20 protein-coding genes and 1 pseudogene are annotated in these 22,907 nt (G+C 28.0%); 10 read left to right on the top strand and 11 right to left on the bottom strand.

What is annotated here, in order from left to right:
• Positions 1 to 33: 33 nt before the first annotated feature.
• The 5 genes from KGF52_RS07725 to KGF52_RS07705 form a co-directional block, all read right to left on the bottom strand.
• A complete protein-coding gene (locus KGF52_RS07725) occupies positions 34 to 993 on the bottom strand; it encodes a diguanylate cyclase (protein ID WP_227839697.1) in 960 nt (319 codons plus the stop codon).
• Between the two features lie 135 nt (positions 994 to 1,128).
• On the bottom strand, positions 1,129 to 1,647 hold the full coding sequence (locus KGF52_RS07720) for a chemotaxis protein CheW (protein ID WP_227839696.1): 519 nt from the start codon (positions 1,645 to 1,647) through the stop codon (positions 1,129 to 1,131).
• Positions 1,648 to 1,688: 41 nt separating this feature from the next.
• Positions 1,689 to 2,174, bottom strand: coding sequence for a chemotaxis protein CheD (locus KGF52_RS07715; RefSeq protein ID WP_227829996.1), 486 nt, complete (start codon positions 2,172 to 2,174; stop codon positions 1,689 to 1,691).
• Positions 2,171 to 2,755, bottom strand: a complete 585-nt coding sequence (locus tag KGF52_RS21605) for a chemotaxis protein CheC (RefSeq protein WP_227839715.1) — start codon at positions 2,753 to 2,755, stop codon at positions 2,171 to 2,173. Before KGF52_RS21605 ends, KGF52_RS07715 begins: the two co-directional genes overlap by 4 nt.
• 97 nt (positions 2,756 to 2,852) lie before the next feature.
• Entirely contained in the window at positions 2,853 to 3,215 is a 363-nt protein-coding gene (locus KGF52_RS07705) for a response regulator (protein ID WP_227839695.1), read from the bottom strand.
• 565 nt (positions 3,216 to 3,780) lie between these two features.
• Between KGF52_RS07705 and KGF52_RS07700 the strand changes: the two genes are divergently transcribed.
• The 4 genes and pseudogenes from KGF52_RS07700 (at position 3,781) to KGF52_RS07685 (ending at position 6,907) form a co-directional block, all read left to right on the top strand.
• Positions 3,781 to 4,476, top strand: coding sequence for a response regulator transcription factor (locus tag KGF52_RS07700; RefSeq protein WP_227839694.1), 696 nt, complete (start codon positions 3,781 to 3,783; stop codon positions 4,474 to 4,476).
• Positions 4,477 to 4,478: 2 nt separating this feature from the next.
• Positions 4,479 to 5,421: pseudogene (locus KGF52_RS07695) on the top strand (sensor histidine kinase).
• Between the two features lie 156 nt (positions 5,422 to 5,577).
• Positions 5,578 to 6,501: an ABC transporter ATP-binding protein gene (locus tag KGF52_RS07690; RefSeq protein WP_227839693.1), complete on the top strand. Its 924-nt coding sequence runs from the start codon at positions 5,578 to 5,580 to the stop codon at positions 6,499 to 6,501.
• On the top strand, positions 6,494 to 6,907 hold the full coding sequence (locus KGF52_RS07685) for an ABC transporter permease (protein WP_227839692.1): 414 nt from the start codon (positions 6,494 to 6,496) through the stop codon (positions 6,905 to 6,907). The genes KGF52_RS07690 and KGF52_RS07685 overlap by 8 nt, the downstream gene beginning before the upstream one ends.
• Here KGF52_RS07685 and KGF52_RS07680 read toward each other — a convergent pair.
• Positions 6,893 to 7,135 carry a hypothetical protein gene (locus tag KGF52_RS07680; protein ID WP_227839691.1) on the bottom strand — a complete coding sequence of 81 codons (243 nt, stop codon included), beginning with the start codon at positions 7,133 to 7,135 and terminating at the stop codon, positions 6,893 to 6,895. The genes KGF52_RS07685 and KGF52_RS07680 overlap by 15 nt on opposite strands.
• A gap of 24 nt (positions 7,136 to 7,159) precedes the next feature.
• Here KGF52_RS07680 and KGF52_RS07675 point away from each other — a divergent pair, with 24 nt between their 5' ends.
• Positions 7,160 to 7,939: an ABC transporter permease gene (locus tag KGF52_RS07675; RefSeq protein ID WP_227839690.1), complete on the top strand. Its 780-nt coding sequence runs from the start codon at positions 7,160 to 7,162 to the stop codon at positions 7,937 to 7,939.
• 124 nt (positions 7,940 to 8,063) lie between these two features.
• Here the strand turns inward: KGF52_RS07675 and KGF52_RS07670 are convergent, their stop codons facing one another.
• Together KGF52_RS07670 and KGF52_RS07665 are read right to left on the bottom strand one after the other, a co-directional pair.
• Entirely contained in the window at positions 8,064 to 8,564 is a 501-nt protein-coding gene (locus KGF52_RS07670) for a GyrI-like domain-containing protein (RefSeq protein ID WP_227839689.1), read from the bottom strand.
• Positions 8,565 to 8,691: 127 nt separating this feature from the next.
• Positions 8,692 to 9,603: a helix-turn-helix transcriptional regulator gene (locus tag KGF52_RS07665; RefSeq protein ID WP_227839688.1), complete on the bottom strand. Its 912-nt coding sequence runs from the start codon at positions 9,601 to 9,603 to the stop codon at positions 8,692 to 8,694.
• 459 nt (positions 9,604 to 10,062) lie between these two features.
• On the opposite strand from KGF52_RS07665, the gene KGF52_RS07660 reads away from it, so the two are divergent.
• The 3 genes from KGF52_RS07660 to KGF52_RS07650 are packed head-to-tail and all read left to right on the top strand — an operon-like array spanning position 10,063 to position 12,711.
• Entirely contained in the window at positions 10,063 to 10,914 is an 852-nt protein-coding gene (locus KGF52_RS07660; RefSeq protein WP_227839687.1) for a DUF3100 domain-containing protein, read from the top strand.
• A 3-nt stretch (positions 10,915 to 10,917) separates the two neighbouring features.
• A complete protein-coding gene (locus KGF52_RS07655; RefSeq protein WP_227830001.1) occupies positions 10,918 to 11,388 on the top strand; it encodes a hypothetical protein in 471 nt (156 codons plus the stop codon).
• A 12-nt stretch (positions 11,389 to 11,400) separates the two neighbouring features.
• Positions 11,401 to 12,711, top strand: a complete 1,311-nt coding sequence (locus KGF52_RS07650; protein ID WP_227839686.1) for a M20 family metallopeptidase — start codon at positions 11,401 to 11,403, stop codon at positions 12,709 to 12,711.
• Positions 12,712 to 13,081: 370 nt separating this feature from the next.
• On the opposite strand, the gene KGF52_RS07645 is transcribed toward KGF52_RS07650, so the two are convergent.
• A complete protein-coding gene (locus KGF52_RS07645) occupies positions 13,082 to 14,143 on the bottom strand; it encodes a GGDEF domain-containing protein (protein ID WP_227839685.1) in 1,062 nt (353 codons plus the stop codon).
• Between the two features lie 851 nt (positions 14,144 to 14,994).
• Here KGF52_RS07645 and KGF52_RS07640 point away from each other — a divergent pair.
• Both KGF52_RS07640 and KGF52_RS07635 read left to right on the top strand, forming a co-directional pair.
• Positions 14,995 to 16,536, top strand: a complete 1,542-nt coding sequence (locus KGF52_RS07640; RefSeq protein ID WP_227839684.1) for an AbgT family transporter — start codon at positions 14,995 to 14,997, stop codon at positions 16,534 to 16,536.
• A 35-nt stretch (positions 16,537 to 16,571) separates the two neighbouring features.
• Positions 16,572 to 17,678 (top strand): M20/M25/M40 family metallo-hydrolase, encoded by a 1,107-nt coding sequence (locus KGF52_RS07635; RefSeq protein ID WP_227839683.1) that lies wholly within the window; start codon positions 16,572 to 16,574, stop codon positions 17,676 to 17,678.
• Between the two features lie 285 nt (positions 17,679 to 17,963).
• Here KGF52_RS07635 and KGF52_RS07630 read toward each other — a convergent pair whose 3' ends face one another.
• Both KGF52_RS07630 and KGF52_RS07625 read right to left on the bottom strand, forming a co-directional pair.
• Positions 17,964 to 19,250 carry a transcriptional regulator gene (locus KGF52_RS07630; protein ID WP_227839682.1) on the bottom strand — a complete coding sequence of 429 codons (1,287 nt, stop codon included), beginning with the start codon at positions 19,248 to 19,250 and terminating at the stop codon, positions 17,964 to 17,966.
• Positions 19,251 to 19,533: 283 nt separating this feature from the next.
• On the bottom strand, positions 19,534 to 22,656 hold the full coding sequence (locus KGF52_RS07625; RefSeq protein WP_227839681.1) for a bifunctional diguanylate cyclase/phosphodiesterase: 3,123 nt from the start codon (positions 22,654 to 22,656) through the stop codon (positions 19,534 to 19,536).
• Between the last annotated feature and the right edge of the window lie 251 nt (positions 22,657 to 22,907).

Here is a 22,907-nt window from a genome sequence, read left to right as displayed (position 1 = left end):
TCCTTTATAAAGTAAGTTTATCAAGATATCAATCTATATCTTCTGTAGTCCATTCATTGTACTTACTACACTGCAATCTTTTCCTAGATTTTTACCCTCGTACATTGCCTTATCTGCTAGGGATATATTTTCTTCTAATGATATAGTTGAGTTTACCTCTACTACTCCTAATGTAATAGTACATTTTATTTCATTTCCTTTATAGTTAAATTCAAATTCCTTTATTTCTTTGCGAATTCTCTCTGAAAGTATTTTTGCTCCTTCTATTGAAGTATTAGTGAGCATTATCAAAAATTCTTCTCCACCCCATCTTGATACAGTATCAATTTGTCTACAATTCTTTTTAATTATACTTGAGATTACTGTTAGCACAAAATCTCCTGCTTCATGACCATAAGTATCATTAATAACTTTAAAATCGTCAATATCTCCAAGAATAAGAGACACTGTTTCATGACTATATCTATTAATTTTTCTTTGTTCCATAAGCTGATTAATTATATGACGTCTATTATAAAGACCTGTAAGATAATCTCTTACAACTAATCTATTTAATTTTTCAAGAGAAGATTCCAGCTCATTATTTATTTTTCTTAATTTATCTTTAGATTTTTTAACTTCAATGTGAGCCATAACACGAGCTTTTAGTTCTGTCATACTAAAAGGTTTTACCATATAGTCTATCGCTCCTACTCCAAAACCCTTTACTATATCTGTGTCTGTATTTTTTGAAGTTATAAAAACTATAGGTATGTCTTCTGTACGAATATTAGATTTCATTTCTCTACACAATTCAAATCCAGAGTTGTCTGGTAAAATTATATCAAGCAGAATAATATCTGGTGTACAATCTTTAATACACTCTTTTGCTTCTATTGCATTAAATGCTTTTATGACTTTAAAATTATCTTTTGTAAGTGTTTTATCTATTAAATCGCACATTAGAACACTATCATCAACGACTAAAATTGTTCCTTGTTGCTTATTTTCCATATCCAAACCTCTCTTAAACATAATATATTCAAATTCTTATAATTTAAAATTCTTATACTTAATAATTATACCACTATAGTTCCAAATGTTCCCATTATAATATAATTACAATGCCACTATAATTATATATATGTGTTACATGATAGTGCAATTGTATTTACAAAGCAATTCATCTATTAAAAGTTCTTCTTCATCTGTCAAAAGCTTCTCCAAATCTAACAAGGCAATTATTTGATTGTCTATCTCTCCAATACCGCTTACAAAATAATCTGAATATTCAAGAGTAACTCTTGGTGGAGGTGATATTTGATTTTCTTCTAAACCTATTATCTCCTCAACTTTATCAACTACAAATCCAACTACTAAACTTTCCAGCTCAACTATTACTATATATACATAATCAGTAGTATTTAAATTATTTTTCCTCAGTCTTAAATGCATATCTATTATTGGGATAATTTTTCCCCTCAAATTTATTATTCCTTTTGAATAGGTTGGGAGTTCTGGAATAAATATGATTTCCTGATTCCCAACAATCTCTATGACTTTTTCAAGTTCAATCCCAAAGTTCTGTCCATCTACTTTAAATTTTATGTACTTAATCCCCTCATCGACTAACTCATAACCTAAATATGGGTCATCTGGAAATCTCATTTAATACCTCCCCCTTAAACATATTCTACATAAAAATATAGCTATATTTTCTTTTTTCCTTTATTTATTGAGTCTACAATTAAATCGCCTGTCTCAGTATAAAAGCGTATTGTTCTTCCATAATTCATTCCTGTATCTTCTGCTATTATAGGAATATTTAAGCTTAAAAGAGTTTTTTTTACTGCTTCAACATTCCTATAGCCTATGCTTGCAATTGATGAATTACTATTTCCTAAAAACATCTGGGCTCCTCCAGCTATTTTTGCTTTTATATATGTCCTATTTGCACCTATATGCTCCATAGACTTAATAAGTTCATTTATTCCTGTGTCAGCAAATTTATATTTATTTTCAATGTGAATAGCATCTTTACTATATGGCAACATAACATGTAACATTCCACCAATTCCCGCTATTTTATCTATCAAGCATACTCCTACACAAGAGCCAAGTGCATAAGTAACCAAAACATTTGGTTTATACACTATTTTCATATCTGCAATATTTACTATTATCTCTCTACTCATACTGCTAATCCCAATCTTACTAATATTTCTTTAAGCGAGTCCATTTCTGGAATCATCAATATGTGGCTAATAAAATAATTATCGCTATTTTTAAATTTATTTTCTATAAATAAAATTTTGTCCCCAACATCAGAAAATCTTATCATAGGGACATTTAACACAGCTCCAACCATATCAATACACATATCTGGAACTGAAATACTTATGTTCATATTTAGCATAGATGCAATAGCATTTACATAAGAACTTGCCATAATATTGCCTATTTCTTTGATTGCAGAAATTTCAATACCTGTAATTTCGTCTAAAAAAGCTTCATCTTTATTAAAAAGAGAGTTAAGCATAAGTTGAGTGATTGATTCATCCAACAAAAACATAAACATCCCATTAATATCGCCCTTCATATCAAGTAAAATGCATACAACCTTGTTTTCTGGACCTCCAAGTAAATTTGTAGCTTCATTATATTCAAGTATCTTGACCATAGGTATTAATACTTCTATCTTACTATTTATCATGGATGCAAGTGCAGTAATTGCATTCCCAGAGCCTATATTACCAATTTCTCTAAGAGCATCTATATGGACATCATCAAGTTGTGAATAATTTATAATATAAACCCCTCCCTCTATTGTTACATTTATGTATTTTTACTATATAAAGGTGTATTTACAGCCTTTATTTTAAGGCATTATTTACAACTTTAATCAATGTTTCTGTTTTAAATGGCTTTACTATAAAATCTAGTGCTCCAAGCTTTACAGCTTCCACAATCATATTTTCTTGCCCTATTGCAGAACACATCACCACTTTAGCATTTGAATCCAACATTTTTATTTCCTTTAATACCTCTAGACCATCTTTTTTAGGCATTGTAATATCAAGTAGTGTCAAATCAGGCATTTCATCTTTAAACATATTATAAGCTTCTTCTCCATCACTTGCTTCTACTAAATTATCGTACCCACTTTTACTCAGAGCTTCTTTAATCATCATTCTCATAAAAATAGCATCATCTACTATTAAAATTTTATTTCCCATAAAACTAACTCCTCCATACTTGTAACAATAAATGCTATTATTTTTCAGTCATTGTCTATACTTACCGACTTACTTTCCCTACATAATAAATACATTTCATTTATAAACAAAAGTAAATATTCATGCTATATTATATTCAACTTTATTAATACAGTTTGTCAATTAAAAAACTTATATCTCTATTGTAATATATGTTTGGCATTTTGACGAGTTATTAAAAACATAATCACATAAAAACATAAACAGTTGTCAAAAAATCAATTATATGTTAAAAAAAATTATATTTTTAATACTTATTGCAATTTTATATAATATAATTTTTATATTTTTGAAAAAGTTTTTTTATATTTTATTAAGTATATATTATAATATTATTTAAAAGTATTAAAGCTAAAGTTTACTTGTTTATTTTAAATATAATCACTTGCTTATTTAACTATGTAGAAATATAATAAATTAAAAATATTTGTATAATATATATATATTATTATTCAAATTGAATTTAAATTTATAGTCTATTTATAATTAATAGAATCTTATGTATCACTAAAGGAGGATTTAGGTTATGAACAAAATATTGATTATAGATGATGATATAGAACTTTGTGAGCTACTCAAAAAATGTGTAAGTAGAGAGAGTATACATGCTTATACTTGCCATTGTGGTAAAGATGGTTTAAATGCAGTTTTAAATGATAACTTTCAATTAATTGTATTAGATGTTATGATGCCAGAATTAGATGGATTTGAAATTCTTAAAAAAATACGTAAAATCAGTTCTGTCCCAGTATTGATGCTGACTTCTAAGACTGAAAATAGTGATAAGATTCATGGTTTACGTTCTGGCGCTGATGATTACTTGACTAAACCATTTAACATTGATGAATTTATTGCTAGAGTTTTATCCTTGATTCGCAGATATACCACTCTAAATCATTCTCATACTGAAAAATCATCTATACTTTCCTTTAAGGGATTATCTATTGACTTAGATAATTGTGTTGTGACTGTTAGTGGAAAACAAATAGAACTTCCAATAAAAGAATTTGAAGTACTTAGGTACCTAGCAGAAAATCAAGGGAGAATACTTACAAAAAAACAAATTTATGAAGAAGTGTGGAAAGAACAGTATGCTTATGATGATGCAAATCTCATGGGGTATATAAGCCGACTAAGAAAAAAGATTGACTTTGATGCTGATAATCCAAGTTATATTCAAACGGTAAAAGGTATGGGTTATCGTTTTAATCGTGAGGTGTAATTATGAAAAATATAAATACTGAATTATATCCTGATGTTGTTTCAATAATTGCAATTATATCTACATTTATTGCCATATTACTATTTATAAAACTTCTAAATATAAAACATCGATTAAATAATGTGGTAGAGATTCTAGATGATATTTCTCAAGGCAATAATAATCATAAGATTCTTGCCTCTCCAAATGATATAACGACTTCTATCTGCTATAAGATTAATGAAATTGTTCATAATTACTGTGAACAAATTATTTTTCTAAAAAAAGCAAATCAGGCTAATAAGGAACTAATGACTAGTCTATCTCATTGATGTACGTACCCCCCTAACTACTCTAATTGGATACTTAGATGCTTCGCAAAAAGGCTTTGTACTTGGAGAAGAACGTGAACAATACATTGAAATAGCTAGAACAAAATCACATGATATGAAGGAATATATAGACAAAATATTTGAATGGTTTAAACTTAATTCAAATGACGAAATCTTTATTATTGAAAAAGTTGAACTATCAGAATTAACTCGTGATATTCTAAAAGACTGGATACCTATATTTGAAGATTATAATATGAATTATGATATTGATATTCCTGAAAAACAAACTTTTATTTGTGTTGATATTGAAGCTTATTCTAGAATATTAAATAACTTAATTCAAAATGTTATTTATCATAGTAGTGCAAGTTATATCGAAATTAGTATTGTATTGCAAGACTTAAATGTAACAGTTACAGTTAATGACAACGGTAAAGGTATTTCAAAACAGGACCTTCCATATATTTTTGACCGTCTTTACAAATGTGATAAATCACGATCTCAAAAAGGTAGTGGTCTTGGACTTTCTATAGTTAAGCACCTTGTTCAGAAGATGGGAGGAAATATCATGGTACAAAGTGAACCAAATAAAAAGACTTCATTTTGTATGTGGTTTCCATTATTCAAATAAAGTATTCTACAAAGTCCTTACAGATGTATGGGCTTTTTTATTTATAAATCCAGATTTATTTACAATTCTAGGTTAACTCTAGGTTCAAATGTTATAATCAAATGTATAAATAAATACAATATAAATTTGATAATGCAAATGGGAGTTTTTTATAACATGAATGATTTTATAATCAAAACAACCAACTTAACAAAACAATATGGGGATCAAAAAAGTGTCTCTAATTTAAATATGCATATAAGAAAAGGTAGAATTTATGGCTTACTTGGAAGAAATGGTGCTGGAAAAACCACAGTAATGAAAATGCTTTTAGGTCTTACAAAACCAACATCTGGAGAAGTACATATCTTTGGTAAAAATATCTACACTAACAGTAAAAAAATCTTGCCACGTATTGGTAGCCTTATAGAGTCACCTGGATTTTATCCAAATTTAACAGGTACAGAAAATTTAAAACTTTTTGCTGAACTTAGAGGTATACCAAACAGAAATGCAATCAAACATACATTAGAATTAGTTGGATTACCTTATCGTGATAAAAAGCTATTTTCAAAATATTCTCTTGGTATGAAACAGCGTCTTGCAATTGCTTTGGCGGTAATGCACGACCCAGAAATATTAATTTTAGATGAACCAATCAACGGACTTGACCCTATAGGTATATCAGAAGTAAGAACATTTATCCGTGACCTTTGTACAGAAAGAGGAAAAACTATTTTAATTTCAAGCCATATTCTTTCTGAAATTGCTCTACTAGCAGATGATATAGGCATTATAGATAATGGTATACTTTTGGAAGAAGAAAGTTTAGAGGAATTAGAACAAAAAAATAGAAAGTATATTCATTTTATTGTAACAGATACAGCACAAGCTTCTCGAGTTTTGGAACAAGATTTCAAAACAAATAATTTTAGAGTTGAAGATAATAATAGTATTCGTTTATATGAAACTACCATACCTGTGTCTAAAATAACAAGAGCTTTTATGGAAAGTGGTGCCTATGTATCAGAAGCTCATACTTGCGAAGATACACTAGAAGATTATTTCAAAAAGGTAACTGGAGGTGCTGGAATTGCTTAAATTAATAAAGTGTGAATTTTGGAAATTAAAACGTAAAAAGTTTATTGTATTTACAATTATTAGTGCTTTTTTATTTCCAATTCCAATTACTATTATAATTATGAATCAAATGTCTGAAAATACAAGTGAAATGTATTTGAGGTCAGCTTATGACAATATTTACAGTATGATTTTAGGTTATGGAATGTCTTTTTTACTACCTTGTATTTTGGGAATTATCTCAGTCTTGCTATTTTTTATAGAAAGAGATAATGATACTTTTAAAAATTTAAAAACAATTCCTATATCAGCTACTAAGCTTGTTCTTACAAAATTGGCTATATTGTTTATATTCGGAATTATTTTCTGTATTGCGTCTACAATATATTTTTTCAGTGTTAATTTGCTTTTTCTACTCCATATTTAATTTATCAATGTTGTTTATATTGGGAGCAAATTTGTCATCTGGTATGACTACATTTTTACAATGTATGCCTATTACTTCATTTTTACTTTGGTCTTCAGGAGAGTTAACAGATAAACTTATTGTATCTCCAATGTCTCCAGAAATAGAAGCTTTGCTACCATCATTTACACAAACATTTACATCTATTTTATTGATTGCAGCAATATCTACCTTTTTAATTGCTAGCATTTATAACAGGAGAGTGAAATAAAAATGATTGGAAAAATTATCAAGGCTGAAATGCTTAAATTAAAACGATATTCTATTATATGGTCAGGCATTGTTATGATATCTCTATCTGTTCTCTTAACATGGTTTACTTCGACAGCAAATGATAGTGTATTATGGGACTTCGAATACTTTGTAAATTCTGTAATAATGATTAATTGCACTATGATTTTTCCTGCAACTATTACATTGATTGCTGGTTATATTATTACACGTGAACAGACTGATGATACCCTTAAAAATATTTTGGTAATTCCTATTACTTTTCGTGAAGTACTTATAGGTAAATTACTTACTATTGCTCTACTTACAGTACTTTTAAGTCTGACAAGCTTTTTATTTGTAATAGTTGTTAATACTATTGCTAATTTTCCAGGTATGACATTCTCACTTGCTATAAAAGCTATGATTCAAATTATTATTATGAATTTTTGCCTTTATATAGCAGTTATGCCAGTTATTATACTAACAAGTCATTCACAAAATATTTTTCTTGCTGGAGTTATATTCACATTTTTTTATGGATATATTGGAACTTTCGCCTCTAGCCATGAACTCTTAGTAAATTTATATCCAACAACTGCTGGATTAGGGATTATTCAATATAATACTCCATCTGCTTTGTATAATACTTCATACTGTTTTTTTGTAATATTATTTATGCTAATAATTTCAGCATTTTTAATAATGTTTACTGGAAATCATGTAAATAAATTGAAGCCCATCAAGAAAAATAAAGCTAAAACATATAAAAAAGGATGGTAATAAATTTATCATTTTTAAATATAAATTGTAAAATAAAAATTGGGAGTGTATAATACACTCCGTCATGATTATCAACTTATTTATCCCTATAATAAGTTTTATCTATTAAAATTTATCAATGAATTTATCTTATTCCAATGTAAATATGAACTTCTTGATTATTCATATCATATGTATTATTTTGATATTCCTCAAAATCACTTATATAAGTTCTATCAAAATCCATTTTCCAAAACTCAAACCAGAATTCTCCCACTGACTTTTGTATATCTCCTGTTATAGTGAATTTTGCATATTTACCACCTGGTATAACTTTACTTATAACAAATTCTCCACAAATATCTTTTTCATTAAATTCACTTAGATTGTTATCCTTATCATCTTCACTATTTACTTCACAACATGCTACAAAATTATATGGATTTGTAAAATCACCTTGATAGTCTGTATATAAACCTATTGTTTTATCATTTTTTTTACCTTTTATAGCATTATAGATACCTTTCCCCATAAAGTTTTTCCATAATTCACCTATGTCTTTTACTGCTTGCCCATTGTTATTTGTAGTTTCTTTTGATACACCTACTACTATTTTTTCACTTATATGTACTATTTCATAATCCATACTTTATACCTCACTTTAGCTTTATTGATTGCTTTTGATTATATGTTTCTTTGATTTAATTATAATTTATAAAATACGACATCTATATGTCATATATTTTAATATAATTAAATTTAGTAATAGTAACTTATAAGGAATACATATTAAACATCTCTCTCAACCTATTTATTACATTATCTCTAATGAATTTAGGTTCAAGTACTTCAACACTATCTCCAAAAGATAAGATATATCCATAAATCCACTCTCCAATTGGGAATTCTGCAATTACATCATATGTATTATCTTCATTTTTAGTTATTAAATCATTGTTAAAATCATCAAAAACTCTATAGAGCATCTTTTCTTTAAATCTTAGCCTTAGAGTTACAATATGTTCTTTAATTATTTTAGAGTCATCTAAACATGCCTCTTCAATCATCTTTCTTGAAAATAAGTCTTCTTTTACTACTAAGTTTTTCATTCTACTGATTCTAAATATTCTAAAATCGTCCTTTAATTTGCAAAACCCATACAAATACCAAGTCTTACTTTTATACATTAGCTTCATAGGTTCAACAGTTCTATTTGTCTGACTTGAAAAACTATTTACATAATCAAAATTTATAGTGTTGCGTCTTAAAATAGCATTTTTTATTTTTGTAAATTTATCATCCTCATTAAAATTACTTCCCCATTCAGTAAAATCTATTTCAATCCAGTTTGCAAAATTACTTTCTCCAAATATTGAACCAATTTTATCTACTACTGAATTTATTTCTGGATACTTTGTTGCTTGCAATGTTTGAAGTGCTATTATTAGACTCTCCTTATCTTCCTTTGACAATATAGTTTTGTCTATAGAATATTCTTCTATTAAAGATATTCCTCCTCCTTTGCCTTTAGTCATATATACTGGCACACCTGACATAGACAGAGTTTCTATGTCTCTATATATAGTTCTTGTAGAAACTTCAAACCTCTCAGCCAACGCTTTAGCAGTAACTAATTTTTTATTTAATAGTATTACTATTATTTCTGTTAATCTATTTATTTTCATCTATTATCACCTACTAAAATTATTATATTTATCTTTATTTTCTATAAATTAACCATAGAGCTTTCATGTATTTATTAAGTTGATTTTTCCCATTGCTTTAAACTTTATAATTTATTAATTTTACTATTATATTATTTATTTTAAAGCTTTTTATATTTTATTCCTACAATATTTAAGCAAATTTTTAATAAATAAATTTATATGCTAATATTTTGAAGTTATGTAATATTTTAGATATTTTTTCGTTGACAATGTTAAATTTTTGATTTATTCTTAATTAAGGACATGTTATTGACATTTCTGAAACTTATTTGAAAAACAATTTTACTATATAATTCTATCTAATTTAGTTTTATTATGTAATTCTATGTAATTTAGGAAAACGTATTATATTCAAGAAAACGTATTTTCTATTTCAAATTCAAATAAGTACAATATTTATTTTTTAGGGAGGCAATCATGGAAATTAATAAAAAACACTTTATTCAAGTCTTTTTAACTTGCTTAATCTTAGTAGTAATATGTGAATTTATAGGACAAAGAACCTTAGCTATTGGTTCAGCTTCTATAATACTATTTCCAATGCTTTATGCAGTTATAATCGGACTTATAATAACACCTGATTTATTGGGAAAAAAAATTAAAGCACTTAAAAAAGTTATTGGAGAAAAAGAAATCAATATTGCTGGTGAAGTTGTTGGAATTGCACTAGTAATGCTTGGTATAAAATATGGGACTACTGTTGGTCCAAACATCGATAAGATAATTCAAGCTGGGCCTGCATTTCTTGCTCAAGAATTTGGTCACATACTTGCACCAATAGTCGCATTACCACTTGCTTTAATATTTGGTATGAAAAGAGAAGCTATTGGAGCTACTGCAAGTATAAGCCGTGAACCTTCTTTAGGAGTTATATCTGAAAAATATGGAATAAATTCTCCAGAAGGTAGTGGCGTACTTGGTACATATTTAATGGGTACAGTTCTTGGTACTATATATTTTAGTGTGTTAGGCTCAGTGTCAATTTATAGTGGCCTTCATCCATATGCTTTAGGAATGGCTTGTGGTGTTGGTAGTGGAAGTATGATGACCGCAGCTGCTGGTTCACTTTCTACCATGGTACCTCCAGAAATGGCAGATACAATACTTGCCTATGCAGCAACAAGTAATATGATGTCTAGTATAACAGGAATTATATTCTTGGTCTTTGTATCTTTACCATTTACTAACTTTATGTACAAAATTTTAGAACCTAAATTTTCAAAAAGTAAAAAGGCTGAAGAAACAAAAACTACAAAAGGAGAGTGCTAATAAATGTTTGCTAATTTAGATTTAAAGAAAAGTTCATATCAATTATTGGTTATGTCTATTATTGGAGTTATAATTCTTATAGGGCAAAGAATTAGTGTTGGTACATCTATAGTAACAGCTTTTCCTGGAATGGTAATGTTAATATTAGCTGCTATGGCTGCTATGATTATAAAGGATTTATTTCCTAAATCAATATTTCCTGCTTTTGGATTTGCAACTATAATAGGTCTTTTACTTAGTATGCCATATAGTCCAACATCTGAAGTATTCTTAACTAGCACTAATAATATTAATTTTATGGCTATAACTACTCCTCTACTAGCTTTTGCAGGAATTTCTGTTGGAAACAAAATAGAAGCTTTAAAGGAAATGTCATGGAAAATAGTTATAATATCACTTGTTGTTTTTACAACTATATTCTTTGCATGTGCAAGTATAGCTCATATAGTTTTAAGTATTCAAGGTAAAATATAGGAGGAACTTATTATGAATAAAGAACAATTAAAATCTCTAGTAATAAAGACTATAGATGAAAACAAAGAAAAAATATTAGAAATAGGTCATGGAATCTACAAGAATCCAGAATATGGATATAAAGAGTATAAAACTACAGAAGCTGTTTCAAACTTTTTTGAACAAGAACTAAACTTATCTGTCGAAAAAAATATAGCTGTTACAGGATGTAAGGCAGATGCAAATTCTGGTAAAGAAGGTCCTCATATATCTATACTTGGAGAATTAGATGGTATATCATGCAAAGAACATAAAGATTCTAATGAAATAGGTGCATCTCATACTTGTGGACATAATATACAAATAGCTGGAATGTTAGGTGCCGCTGTTGGTTTAGTAAAAAGTGGAGTTTTGGAACATTTAGATGGTAAAATATCTTTTATGGCTACTCCTGCTGAAGAATTTATTGAATTAGAATACAGAGAACAATTGAAAAAAGAAGGAAAAATAACTTACTTTGGTGGAAAACAAGAACTAATAAAAAGAGGTTATTTTGATGATATAGATATATCTATGATGTTTCACTCTTCAGATTTAGGAGAGGATAAGGCTCTAGTTGGCCCTGAAAGTAATGGATTTGTTGGAAAAAAAGTTAAATTTATAGGAAAAGAATCTCATGCTGGTTCTGCTCCACATGATGGAATAAATGCTTTAAATGCAGCAATGCTTGCTATAAATAATGTAAATGCACTTAGAGAGACTTTTAAAGAATCTGAAAGAGTTAGATTTCATCCTATCATCACAAAGGGTGGAGATATAGTAAATGTTGTTCCTGCTGATGTTCATATGGAATCATATGTAAGGGCTAGAACTATAAATGGCATGATAGATGCTAATAAAAGAATAAATAAAGCATTAATGGCTGGTGGAATGGCGGTTGGAGCTGATGTTGAGATAACTGAAATTCCTGGGTATCTACCAATATTAAGATACAAAAACCTTGATAACCTATTTAAAAATAACCTTGAAGATTTAGGTTTAAAAGGAAAGATTATCGATGGTGGAGATTTCACTGGTTCATTTGATTTTGGAGATGTATCTCATATAATGCCTACCCTTCACCCTATGATTGGTGGTGTAAAAGGTGCTCTTCATACGAGAGATTTTGAAATAGTTGATGAAGACTTAGCTTACATAGTTCCTGCTAAGGCTATGGCACTTACAGTTGTAGACCTTCTTTTTGATAATGCTAAGGAGACTAAAGGTATACTGGATGCCTTTACTCCAGTTATGACTAAAGAAGAATACTTAACATTCTTAGAAAAACACGACAAAACTTTATAGGTCCGTTAAAGATTGATTTATATAATATAAAAGGTGGTATATGTCATAGAGGCTATACCATCTTTTCTTGTATTTCATTTTTTTATAGCATATAATTATTGTCTTGTTTTTTTGCAAATAGATACTAATCGTAAAATTTATAAAGTTATCTTGAAGTATAATTGTAAGTGTGGTATGTTTTTTAATAAAATAGAAACTTGTTTCCCCCACTAAAACAGGAATTTGAAAAGAGATGTTTTCTTATATCTGATGATAATCGTAAAGAAATTGAAGCAGAACTATGTGGAAAAATCATAGATACACCAGGACATACCTCTGATTCAATTTCACTTCTACTCGATATAGATAGAAATTCTGATAAAATATTAAATCAGTTTATTCGATAACACCCTTTTCCTGCTTCCTTTGCTGCATAAAGAGCTTCATCTGCCTTACTATATAAATCTTCAAAATTAGTAATATTTTTATCACAGATTGAACATCCTAAACTAATATGAAATACATAATTATTCTGTGATAAATCTTCCATATTATTTAACGCATCAAATAATTTCTCAAAGTGCATTCTACACTTCTCCTCATTATTTAAATCCTTAGCGTAGATGGCAAATTCATCACCGCCTAATCTTAAAACTACACTATCATAAAAAATATTCTTTATATTATCAGCTACAGCTTGTAAATAACGGTCACCTACAATATGACCATAAGAATCATTGATATATTTAAAATCATCTATATCGATAAGAATAAAGGCTCCATACTTTTTTTCCTCCATAAGCTGTTCAATCATTTCAACACCAGCACCTCGATTATATATACCTGTCAATAAATCAATTTCTGATTTAGCTCTATATTTAATGTAGTTTTCTACACTTTCGATACGGTCATTTAGAATAAAAAAGTTGACACCTACAGATAAAAAATAAAAAATAACTAAATCAACTAAATCCGCCATAAACATATTTATATCCTTTGCTATAAAGCAACAAATACCATAGATTATAGCAGTTCCTGTTATGTAGAGAATAATTCTCCACGGTTTATCCAATATGAATAAAGGAAGTACACATATAAAGACCATAATCGTGATTGATGGTTCTGTTTTATCTAGAAAAGTTCCCATCAAAATACCCATTATCATGGCTGGAGTTAATGCCAAATAAAAGATAAGTGTTATATACTGAGAATGTTTTTTTAAGTAAAATTTAGAAATAATATAAAGAATAAAAAAGTATCCAAGTATAATAAAAAACTCTATATTAAAAGTAACAACTTCTGATAAAATCAATCCAAATACAAACACCATAGCTGAAATAGTGAGTCCTAATAATGATAAACCACAGAAACTTCGGTAATTTCTCAATCTAATTTCAGATTTATACAAATTCATCTTCTTTGCTTTAAAATTCTTTAATATTGTTTCTAACATCATACCCCCCTTGTACATTACACACTCTCATTCACAAATTATTTAATGCTTCTACAGTTCAACTACTGTTAATACACTTATAAATAAACTCTCACATTATTTATTAATTTAAAAAGTGATTTAACTATAATATAGTACTATTACTCATATTTTTTCATTTCTATATTAAAATCAATCCAATAATTTCCAATTATATAAATTGATTATATTTCCAATATATTTTTTATAAAAATATAATAATATTACTATCTAGTTTACAAAAACATATAAATAGCTTAATATTTTTAATTTTATTTTAATATCTCTTTACTTATTATCGAATATATTATAGCATTCTCATATACAAAAGTCATTAAAAAAGAGCTCCTACATAGGTTATATTCATCATAATATAAACTTGTGTATTTTACTATTTCTCTACCATTCTTTAATCTTTTATATTTTTCATATATTCTTATGACAATTTATCCTCTTACATATTATTTTTTAATTCTAACCCAAATACTCCACTTTAGCTGTTATAAAGTTTTGTATTTTATTAATTTATTCTTTTACTAACTTAATATTCCACTAGATTTTTATAAAATTTTGTTTTAAAATTAATTTTAAAGCGTATATATAATGTAGATAACTTAGATATAATTCGGCATCAATCTACTTAAAGCATATTTAATTAACACCACTCATCCAGAAAATTCAGAAAATTACATTGACATAGGAAAAAGTTTATTTTATACTTTTTTTAGGACACATTGTGGACACGTCTTAAATTGACAGTCATAATTTACATCATAAATTTGACCACAATACTCATTTTCAATATTATATTTTAAAAACATAGGGAGGATATTATGAATGATAACGTAGTTAAAAAGAAGAACTTTTTTGACAGAACATTAAACAGAATAGAAATTGTTGGTAACAAACTACCAGACCCAGTTACAATATTTTTAGGATTATGTGTACTTTTACTTATACTATCTAGCATAATCGGTTCTATGGGTATATCAGTAGTTCATCCTGGTACTGGTGAGACTATAACTGCTGTAAATTTATTAACTGTAGAACAACTTCAGATTTTATTAGGAAATATTGTTAGTAATTTTCAAGGCTTTGCACCTTTAGGGCTAGTTTTAGTTACTATGATAGGTGCTGGTGTTTGTGATAAAACTGGACTTATGACAGCAACAATAAAGGCATCAGTAAGCAAAATTCCTGAAACAAAAGTAACTCTTGTTGTAATGACTATAGGTATGCTTGCAAATATTGCATCAGATGCAGGTACAATACTATTCCCACCATTGGCTGCTCTTGTATATCTTGGTGTTGGAAGACATCCACTTATAGGTTTATTTTCTGGATATGCCGCAGTCTGTCTAGGATTTGCAGCAAACATCATGATAAGTGTTAACGATATACTTGCTGCAAGCTTTACAGTACCAGCAGCTCAGATGATTGATTCTGGATTTGAAGCTAATGCAACAATGAACTTATTTTTTATGATAGCATCAACTTTTGTATTAATATTATTGGCAACTTGGGTAACAGAAAAAATTGTAGCTCCTAGATTTGGTAAATACGAGGGAAATGCAGAGTTAGATGTTGATGGTAGTCTTAGCGATGTAGAAAAAAAAGGACTTAAAAAAGCTGGTATAAGTATATTAATATATGCAGCAATTATAATAGCACTTAGTGTAATTGGTCAAAAACCATTCTTAGCAGACCCAGAAACAGGAGATTTATTATCAAATAATGCTCCTCTTATGAAAGGTATGGTACCTATAATAGCTTTAGCCTTTTTTATACCTGGTGTTGTATATGGAAAAACTATAGGTAAAATAAAAAAGGATAAAGATGTTGTCTCTATAATGGCTGGTGCAATGAGTGATATGGGCGGATATATAATACTAGCATTTGCTGCTTCACAGTTTTTGCAATTATTTACAAACAGTAATTTAGGTTTAATACTAGCTGTAAAAGGTGGAGAGTTTTTGAAATCAGCAGGAATAAATGGTCCTTTATTATTGATAGGATTTATTATATTATCGTGCTTTATAAATTTATTTATAGGAAGTGCATCTGCAAAGTGGGCTATACTTGCACCAATATTCGTACCAATGTTTATGATGGTTGGATACAATCCAGCACTTACACAAATGGCTTATCGTATAGGTGACTGTATAACAAATCCACTTAGCCCATTATTCCCATACTTCCCTATTATACTAGCATTTACAAGAAAGTATGATAAGGATGCGGGTATGGGTACTGTAATAGCTAATATGTTACCATACTCTATATCATTCTTGATAGTATGGACTATACTATTGATACTATTTATGGTGTTTAATATTCCATTAGGACCTGGAATATTCCCTTCTTATAGTATGTAATTTATTTAATTTTTTTCTAAAAGGAGAAATGCGTTATGCTAAGTAAAAATAGACTTATAAATAATTTTATGGATATGGTTAAAATTGACAGTCCATCTAATCAAGAATTGGAAATGTCAAAATGGATAGTAAACTATCTAAAAGAAAGAAATATAGACGCTATTATAGATGATGCTGGTGAAAAATATGGTGGTAATACGGGAAATGTCATCGCATATATAAAAGGCGAAGAAGGAAGTAGACCTCTTTGTTTATGTGCTCATATGGACCAAGTTCAACCTTGCTTAGGTGTAAATCCAATACTAGATGGTAACGTAGTTAGAAGTGATGGGACTACCACACTTGGTGCAGATGACAAAGCTGGTATAGCCGCTATCCTTGAAGCTCTAGAACATGTTATTACAGAAAAAATACCACATAGAGATATATATCTATGTTTTACAATTTGTGAAGAAGCTGGTATGCATGGTGTTAAAAACTTTAACCCTGATAATTTACCTTGCAAGGATATGGTGATTTTAGATTCTGGTGGAGCTATTGGTTCTATAGCATATAAGGCTCCTGCACAGGAATCTATAAAAATCTCTTTTTATGGTAAAAAAGCACATGCTGGCATAGAACCTGAAAAAGGTATAAATGCTATATTGGTTGCCTCTCATGCAATAAGCAATATGCATATAGGTAGAATAGATTCTCTGACAACTTCAAACATAGGTAAAATAGAAGGTGGTGGAGCTACAAATATAGTAACTGATAAGGTTACATTAACTGCTGAAATCAGGTCTCATATCCCTGAAACTTTAGAATATGAACTTAATCATATGGAAAAATGTTGTTTAGATGCTGCATCTAAATTTAATACTACTTACACTTTTGAACATAATATGTCTTATCCAAGTTTTGAACTTAGTAGAGACAGTCATGTTTTTAAATTAAGTGAGGAAGCAATAAGACAAGTTGGTGTTGTTCCAAATCCAATGGTAATTGGTGGTGGTAGTGATGCAAATATACTAGCTAATCTTGGATATAACTGTGCTATATTAAGTTTAGGGATGTATGATGTACACACAGTTAATGAATATGTAAATATAGATGAATTATATGATACTGCTAAAATAGTTTATCATATGATTAAATTATAATTATTATATATTCTTCTAAATTAGCATATCATATGTTTAGATTATAGATATTAGATTCTACTTTTAAATCAGTCTATCATATGATTAAGTTAAATAATGAATTATAAAAAATTAATGATAAATTAGAGTACTATCACTCATATAAATACTTTTATACAGTATTACTCTTTAAATCTCATAATTAAAAACCTATGTATTTTCGACTCTATAAGTACTATCTTAAAAAGTTGATTTACATAGGTTTTAGTGTTTTATATGACACTTGATACAATCTTATATAATATTTTAAAACAATATCTCAGTAATATTCTTTGGTCTTCCTCCACCAATACTAGTTTCTTTAGCACATATTCTACCTAGATTTGCACTTACTATTTTATTCAGTATACGCCTTGCACTTCTTTCACTTACATTTAGATATTCTGCCAATTCTTTTGAATCGTAAATCTTGCTTTTTCTATTTTCACTTATAGCTATGATTTTTGCTACTGATTCGCAACTCATCCCAGTTTTTTTAGATATTTCTATTACTTTTTCATCAGCCAATACTAGGGAGTAATTTAATTCATTTTCTGAGGCTAAAGGACCTCTTATATTTTCATCTTCATCTACTAAATATATACCAATCTCTTTTGAATCTATTGAATGTCTTAATGCTTTATGTGCATTATTTTCAGCTTGATATGCAGTTACCCCAGTACCAATCCCTATACTAAGAGAAAATCCCATGTCTTTTATATCTCTTTTTAGCTTAAATAATTTATCATAATTGTACTCATTATCAGCTACACCTTTATGAACAAATACTACATAATCATTTCTTCCAAACGAAAATAAAGAACCTTGAATACTTCTTGCATAGTTTACTACAAGCTTATCCATATCTGATTTTTTTATCATATCAGAATAATAGTTTTCTATCTTCTCTTTATAATCTATTAAACTCAATATTTCTACTGCAATTTGAGAAAATCTAGCCTCACTTAGAGCATATTCACTCTTCACTTTTTCATAACTTTCTTTGATTAATTGTATAGTTGCTTGTAGGCGAAATACAGGATAACCTCTTTCCTTTAACTCATTGTACACTGCTCCAAAACCAGTTATCATTATCTCAGTCTTATTTTCTTCAAACAATTGTATATGCCACTTTGCAAGTTCAGATTCTCCTACTTCTACAGAAAATGGCCTACAAAATATACTTGTAGCTTCAATATCAAACTCTTTAAGTGCATCTTCTACAACATATCTATCAACTACATCTATACTAAATTTATCTAGCTTTATATTTGCACTCTTTATTGCCCAAAATGCTTTCATTATACTTGTCCCACTTCTTGGAACAAATGAATGTGGTTTACTTATTTCATATCTAGATTTTATAAACTCATAGACTCCACACCCTGTAAATATAATGGCATCACATTCATCTTCACATTTCGAAATAACTTCTACTGTATCTACTACTTTTTCTCTTACATATATTTTAGTTTCTAAATTGCTGTCTATCTGTTTTAAGTCTTCCTTTATCTTAAAGCCAGAGTCTGAAGGACCTATAATACCCACTATCATAAACTTCGCTCCTAATCCATCAATATTGTACTTACTAAAAAAATTATAATGTCATTGCTTTTTATTTTTTATTTAATTTATTATCTCACATTCTATATTTATGGTAAAGAATCTCTATACAAGCGTTTAGGATAAAAATGTCTGAAAAATAAATTTTAAATACTATAAATCCTATATATATTCAATCCTGAATTATTAATTGATTGAATATATACAGACTATCTTACATTTAATTTAGACAACCTATCACAGAATATATTATATTTAAATGAAGCATATTATTTTAAGTAGTTATTAGTTTACTATCTTGATGATTATAAAGTAAACTTTCAAAATCCCTACTTGGAATAGGCTTACAATAGTAATATCCTTGAATTACCACGCAATTTAAACTAGCCAAAAACTCTGCTTGCTCTTTTGTTTCTACACCTTCTGCAACTACATCCATTTTTAAGTCCTTAGCCATGGCTATAGTATGCTTTAAAACAATTTTTTCTCTTTCTGTAATTTCTTTTTCATTAAAAAATCCACAATCTATCTTTAATGTGTCAATATTTATATTTTTTAACATATTTAATGAAGAATATGCTGAACCAAAATCATCCATATTTAAAATAATACCATCTGTTCTAAGCTCTGCTATTATCTTAGCAAATAACTTTATATTTTTAATAAATAAGCTTTCTGTAAGTTCTAATTCCAAAAATGATTTTGGTATATTATATCTATTTATTAGACCTAAAACAATATATCTAAATTGAGGATTATACAAGTGTAATCTTGATACATTTACGGAAATAGGTACTGGCTTCTGACCTAAGTTTATCCATTTTCTTATTAAAGCACATACTTGCTCCCATATATACATATCTAGTTTAATGATAAATCCATTCTTCTCAAATAGTGATATAAATTTATTTGGAGGTATTATACCTTTTTCTGGATGTATCCATCTAACTAAAGCCTCTGCTCCTACAATTTTATTTATTTCAAGATTATATTTAGGTTGTAAGTATACATGAAACTGTCCATTTTCCAATGCATATTCCATTTCTCTTTCCATCTGTTTTTCTTCAATTGCATCATTTCTCATAGCTTCATCATAAAACATATGATGATTTATGCTCTGCTTCTTTACATTTTTATGTGCATATCCTGCCATTTCACAGGCATTTGTAACTGATATATTATTATCCAGAATCCTATAAATTCCAAAGCATGGTATTAACATATACTCAAATTGCTTTGTACTTAAATTTTTTGTAATTTTATAAATTAATTTATCTACATCTTTATCCTGATAGCACTCATAAAAAATGCAAAACACATCTGCATACATACGACAACAGATTCCCTTAGAAGTAATATTTTTTTTAATCAATTCTGCAATATATATTAATGCTCTATCTCCCTCTTGAATACCATAAATATCATTAATTACCTTGAACTTATCTATATCCATCATTATAGCAACATAATGTTTATCAGGATGTTTTTTAAGTAATAAGTTTGCTTGTTGACAAAAGTCTTCGTAATTATATAGCCCTGTCAATATATCTCTTTGTCTTTTACGTATTTGCATAATATGGTCTATATTTTTAATAGAAAGCAAAATATGTGTCTGATTTTCACCAAATTTATTTTTACTGATAACATTTAGGATACACATGGATGTCCAATAGTACCTTTTATCCTCTCCTAAACATCTACATTCAAAACTCAACTTTAAGTCCTCTTGCTTGTTATTTTTTGAATCATCAAGAAACTTTGAATAAAGATTAGAGTAAAATATAGCTCTATCATCAGGATGAACTATATAATTTCTAATATATAAAAATGTTTTTTGTATATTCTCTTTTACAGAAATTTTAAAAATATTGTTTTCTGATTGATGGATTGGAGTAATTAAATTTTTCTCTAAGCAAATATCTAAGATAATATCATATGTATTATAAACTAGTTTTTCATAAGTTTTAGAATATCCATCACTTGTTATACTGTCAAAAGGTTCTTCCGTCTCTAAATTTTCATATGTAGATAAAATTCTTTTTTCTGAACCAGTTAAATTGTTTATCCCCTCTACTTTATTGGTCTTTAGTTTATTTTTTTCATAATATCTTTGCTTATCTTGATACATTCTCTCATCAGCAATTTTAGCCAAGCTATGTATATTTATACTATCTTCACTCCAAATGCTTCCTATTGCTACACTATATACCCTAGTATCTTTAAACTCTTCACTTAACCAAGTAACCTTTTCTTCAAATAGTTGTTTTGAAATTTCCTCACATAATACAACAAACTCATCTCCACCAATACGATAAATATTATAGGAATGAAAGTATTTTTTTATAATTACACAGGTTGACACAATAGCTGAGTCGCCACTAGCATGTCCGAAGTTATCATTAATATCTTTTAATCCATTTATATCTATAAACACAACACCTATAGATTTAGCTTTATTGCTGTAAAAATTATCTATGTATTTAATATATTTATTTCTATTGTAAACTCCAGTCAAAAAGTCATAATAACTCATATGATTCAATTTATTTTCTACCTCTCTCTTTTTCATTTCAGTCAATAAAAAATAAGATAGAGAAGTCAAAAGAGATGTATCTTTAACAGCTCTATGTGGATTGTCGACTCCAATAAATCCAATAATTTTGTCATCTTGCTTTAATGAAGATGCTATTAAACTTTCAATATTTTGAGGTTTTAAAATTTCATACTCAATTGGTTGTGTTTCTTTTATACTTTCTATATTATCTAATATTATAAAACCTTTTTCATAAAATAATGAAAACCAATTTTTTAATGCTTCAATATCAATATCTTCAAGGAATTGTTTTTGTCCCTCAACACCTTGATTGCACCATTCATATGTATTATTTATCTTTTTACCATCTGATGACACTTCAAAAATATATGCTCTATCAGCCTTATGAAATTTCCCAATACTGCTTAATACAAGATTTATAGCATTTGAAAAATTAGTTTCTGTTATAAGATGTTTAATACACCCAACTAGTAATTCTTTTATTTCCAATTTTTCCTCTATCGACTTACTTATATTTTCCTTATCAGTAATATCAAGAGCTATTTCCAGTCGTGCAGCTTTACCTTCCCACTTAATTAATTTATCTTTTAATATAAAATGTCTATCTATTTCAGTGTTTGTATTTTCCCATATGTAATATTCATCATCTTTCAAAAAAGAGTTAGTACAAAATTCACAAGGAGAATCTCTCCCTTGTAATGCTTCATAACATTTTCTATGAGAAATATCATCAAGTCCTAGCACCCTTTTCCCATTTTTATTAGTATATAAAAGTTCATATGTATCCAAGGAGGAAACATATATAATTTCATCTAATTCATCTACTAAATTTCTCACACTCATTTATGTATAACTCCTTTTATCCAATTTTTTAAATTCTTGAAACTATGTCAAGTTTTATATTATAAAAATCATATTTTATGCTCATATCTTCATACAATATATAATATAAATATTTACATAAATAGTAAATAAATATTTATGTTATGAAAAATTAAACTGCTTTATTCATTTAGAAATACATAAGTTATCATTGCTATAAAAAAACACATTATACAATAAATTACAGTATTGTTATTATAGTTATATTAATA

The organism is Clostridioides sp. ZZV15-6597 (assembly GCF_020657815.1).
Taxonomy (GTDB): domain Bacteria; phylum Bacillota; class Clostridia; order Peptostreptococcales; family Peptostreptococcaceae; genus Clostridioides.
This window is presented reverse-complemented; position numbering and strand designations above follow the sequence as displayed.

Bases quoted from the DNA above. Each gene is read 5' to 3' on its own strand.
- KGF52_RS07645 (WP_227839685.1), bottom strand. From the start codon at position 14,143: ATGTTAGAAACAATATTAAAGAATTTTAAAGCAAAGAAGATGAATTTG.
- KGF52_RS07670 (WP_227839689.1), bottom strand. From the start codon at position 8,564: ATGGATTATGAAATAGTACATATAAGTGAAAAAATAGTAGTAGGTGTA.
- KGF52_RS07705 (WP_227839695.1), bottom strand. From the start codon at position 3,215: ATGGGAAATAAAATTTTAATAGTAGATGATGCTATTTTTATGAGAATG.
- KGF52_RS07720 (WP_227839696.1), bottom strand. From the start codon at position 1,647: ATGAGATTTCCAGATGACCCATATTTAGGTTATGAGTTAGTCGATGAG.
- KGF52_RS07660 (WP_227839687.1), top strand. From the start codon at position 10,063: ATGGAAATTAATAAAAAACACTTTATTCAAGTCTTTTTAACTTGCTTA.
- KGF52_RS07635 (WP_227839683.1), top strand. From the start codon at position 16,572: ATGCTAAGTAAAAATAGACTTATAAATAATTTTATGGATATGGTTAAA.
- KGF52_RS07650 (WP_227839686.1), top strand. From the start codon at position 11,401: ATGAATAAAGAACAATTAAAATCTCTAGTAATAAAGACTATAGATGAA.
- KGF52_RS07725 (WP_227839697.1), bottom strand. From the start codon at position 993: ATGGAAAATAAGCAACAAGGAACAATTTTAGTCGTTGATGATAGTGTT.
- KGF52_RS07690 (WP_227839693.1), top strand. From the start codon at position 5,578: ATGAATGATTTTATAATCAAAACAACCAACTTAACAAAACAATATGGG.
- KGF52_RS07630 (WP_227839682.1), bottom strand. From the start codon at position 19,250: ATGATAGTGGGTATTATAGGTCCTTCAGACTCTGGCTTTAAGATAAAG.
- KGF52_RS07715 (WP_227829996.1), bottom strand. From the start codon at position 2,174: ATGAGTAGAGAGATAATAGTAAATATTGCAGATATGAAAATAGTGTAT.
- KGF52_RS07625 (WP_227839681.1), bottom strand. From the start codon at position 22,656: ATGAGTGTGAGAAATTTAGTAGATGAATTAGATGAAATTATATATGTT.
- KGF52_RS07640 (WP_227839684.1), top strand. From the start codon at position 14,995: ATGAATGATAACGTAGTTAAAAAGAAGAACTTTTTTGACAGAACATTA.
- KGF52_RS07700 (WP_227839694.1), top strand. From the start codon at position 3,781: ATGAACAAAATATTGATTATAGATGATGATATAGAACTTTGTGAGCTA.
- KGF52_RS07655 (WP_227830001.1), top strand. From the start codon at position 10,918: ATGTTTGCTAATTTAGATTTAAAGAAAAGTTCATATCAATTATTGGTT.
- KGF52_RS07675 (WP_227839690.1), top strand. From the start codon at position 7,160: ATGATTGGAAAAATTATCAAGGCTGAAATGCTTAAATTAAAACGATAT.
- KGF52_RS07665 (WP_227839688.1), bottom strand. From the start codon at position 9,603: ATGAAAATAAATAGATTAACAGAAATAATAGTAATACTATTAAATAAA.
- KGF52_RS07680 (WP_227839691.1), bottom strand. From the start codon at position 7,135: ATGCTAGCAATTAAAAAGGTAGATATTGCTGCAATCAATAAAATAGAT.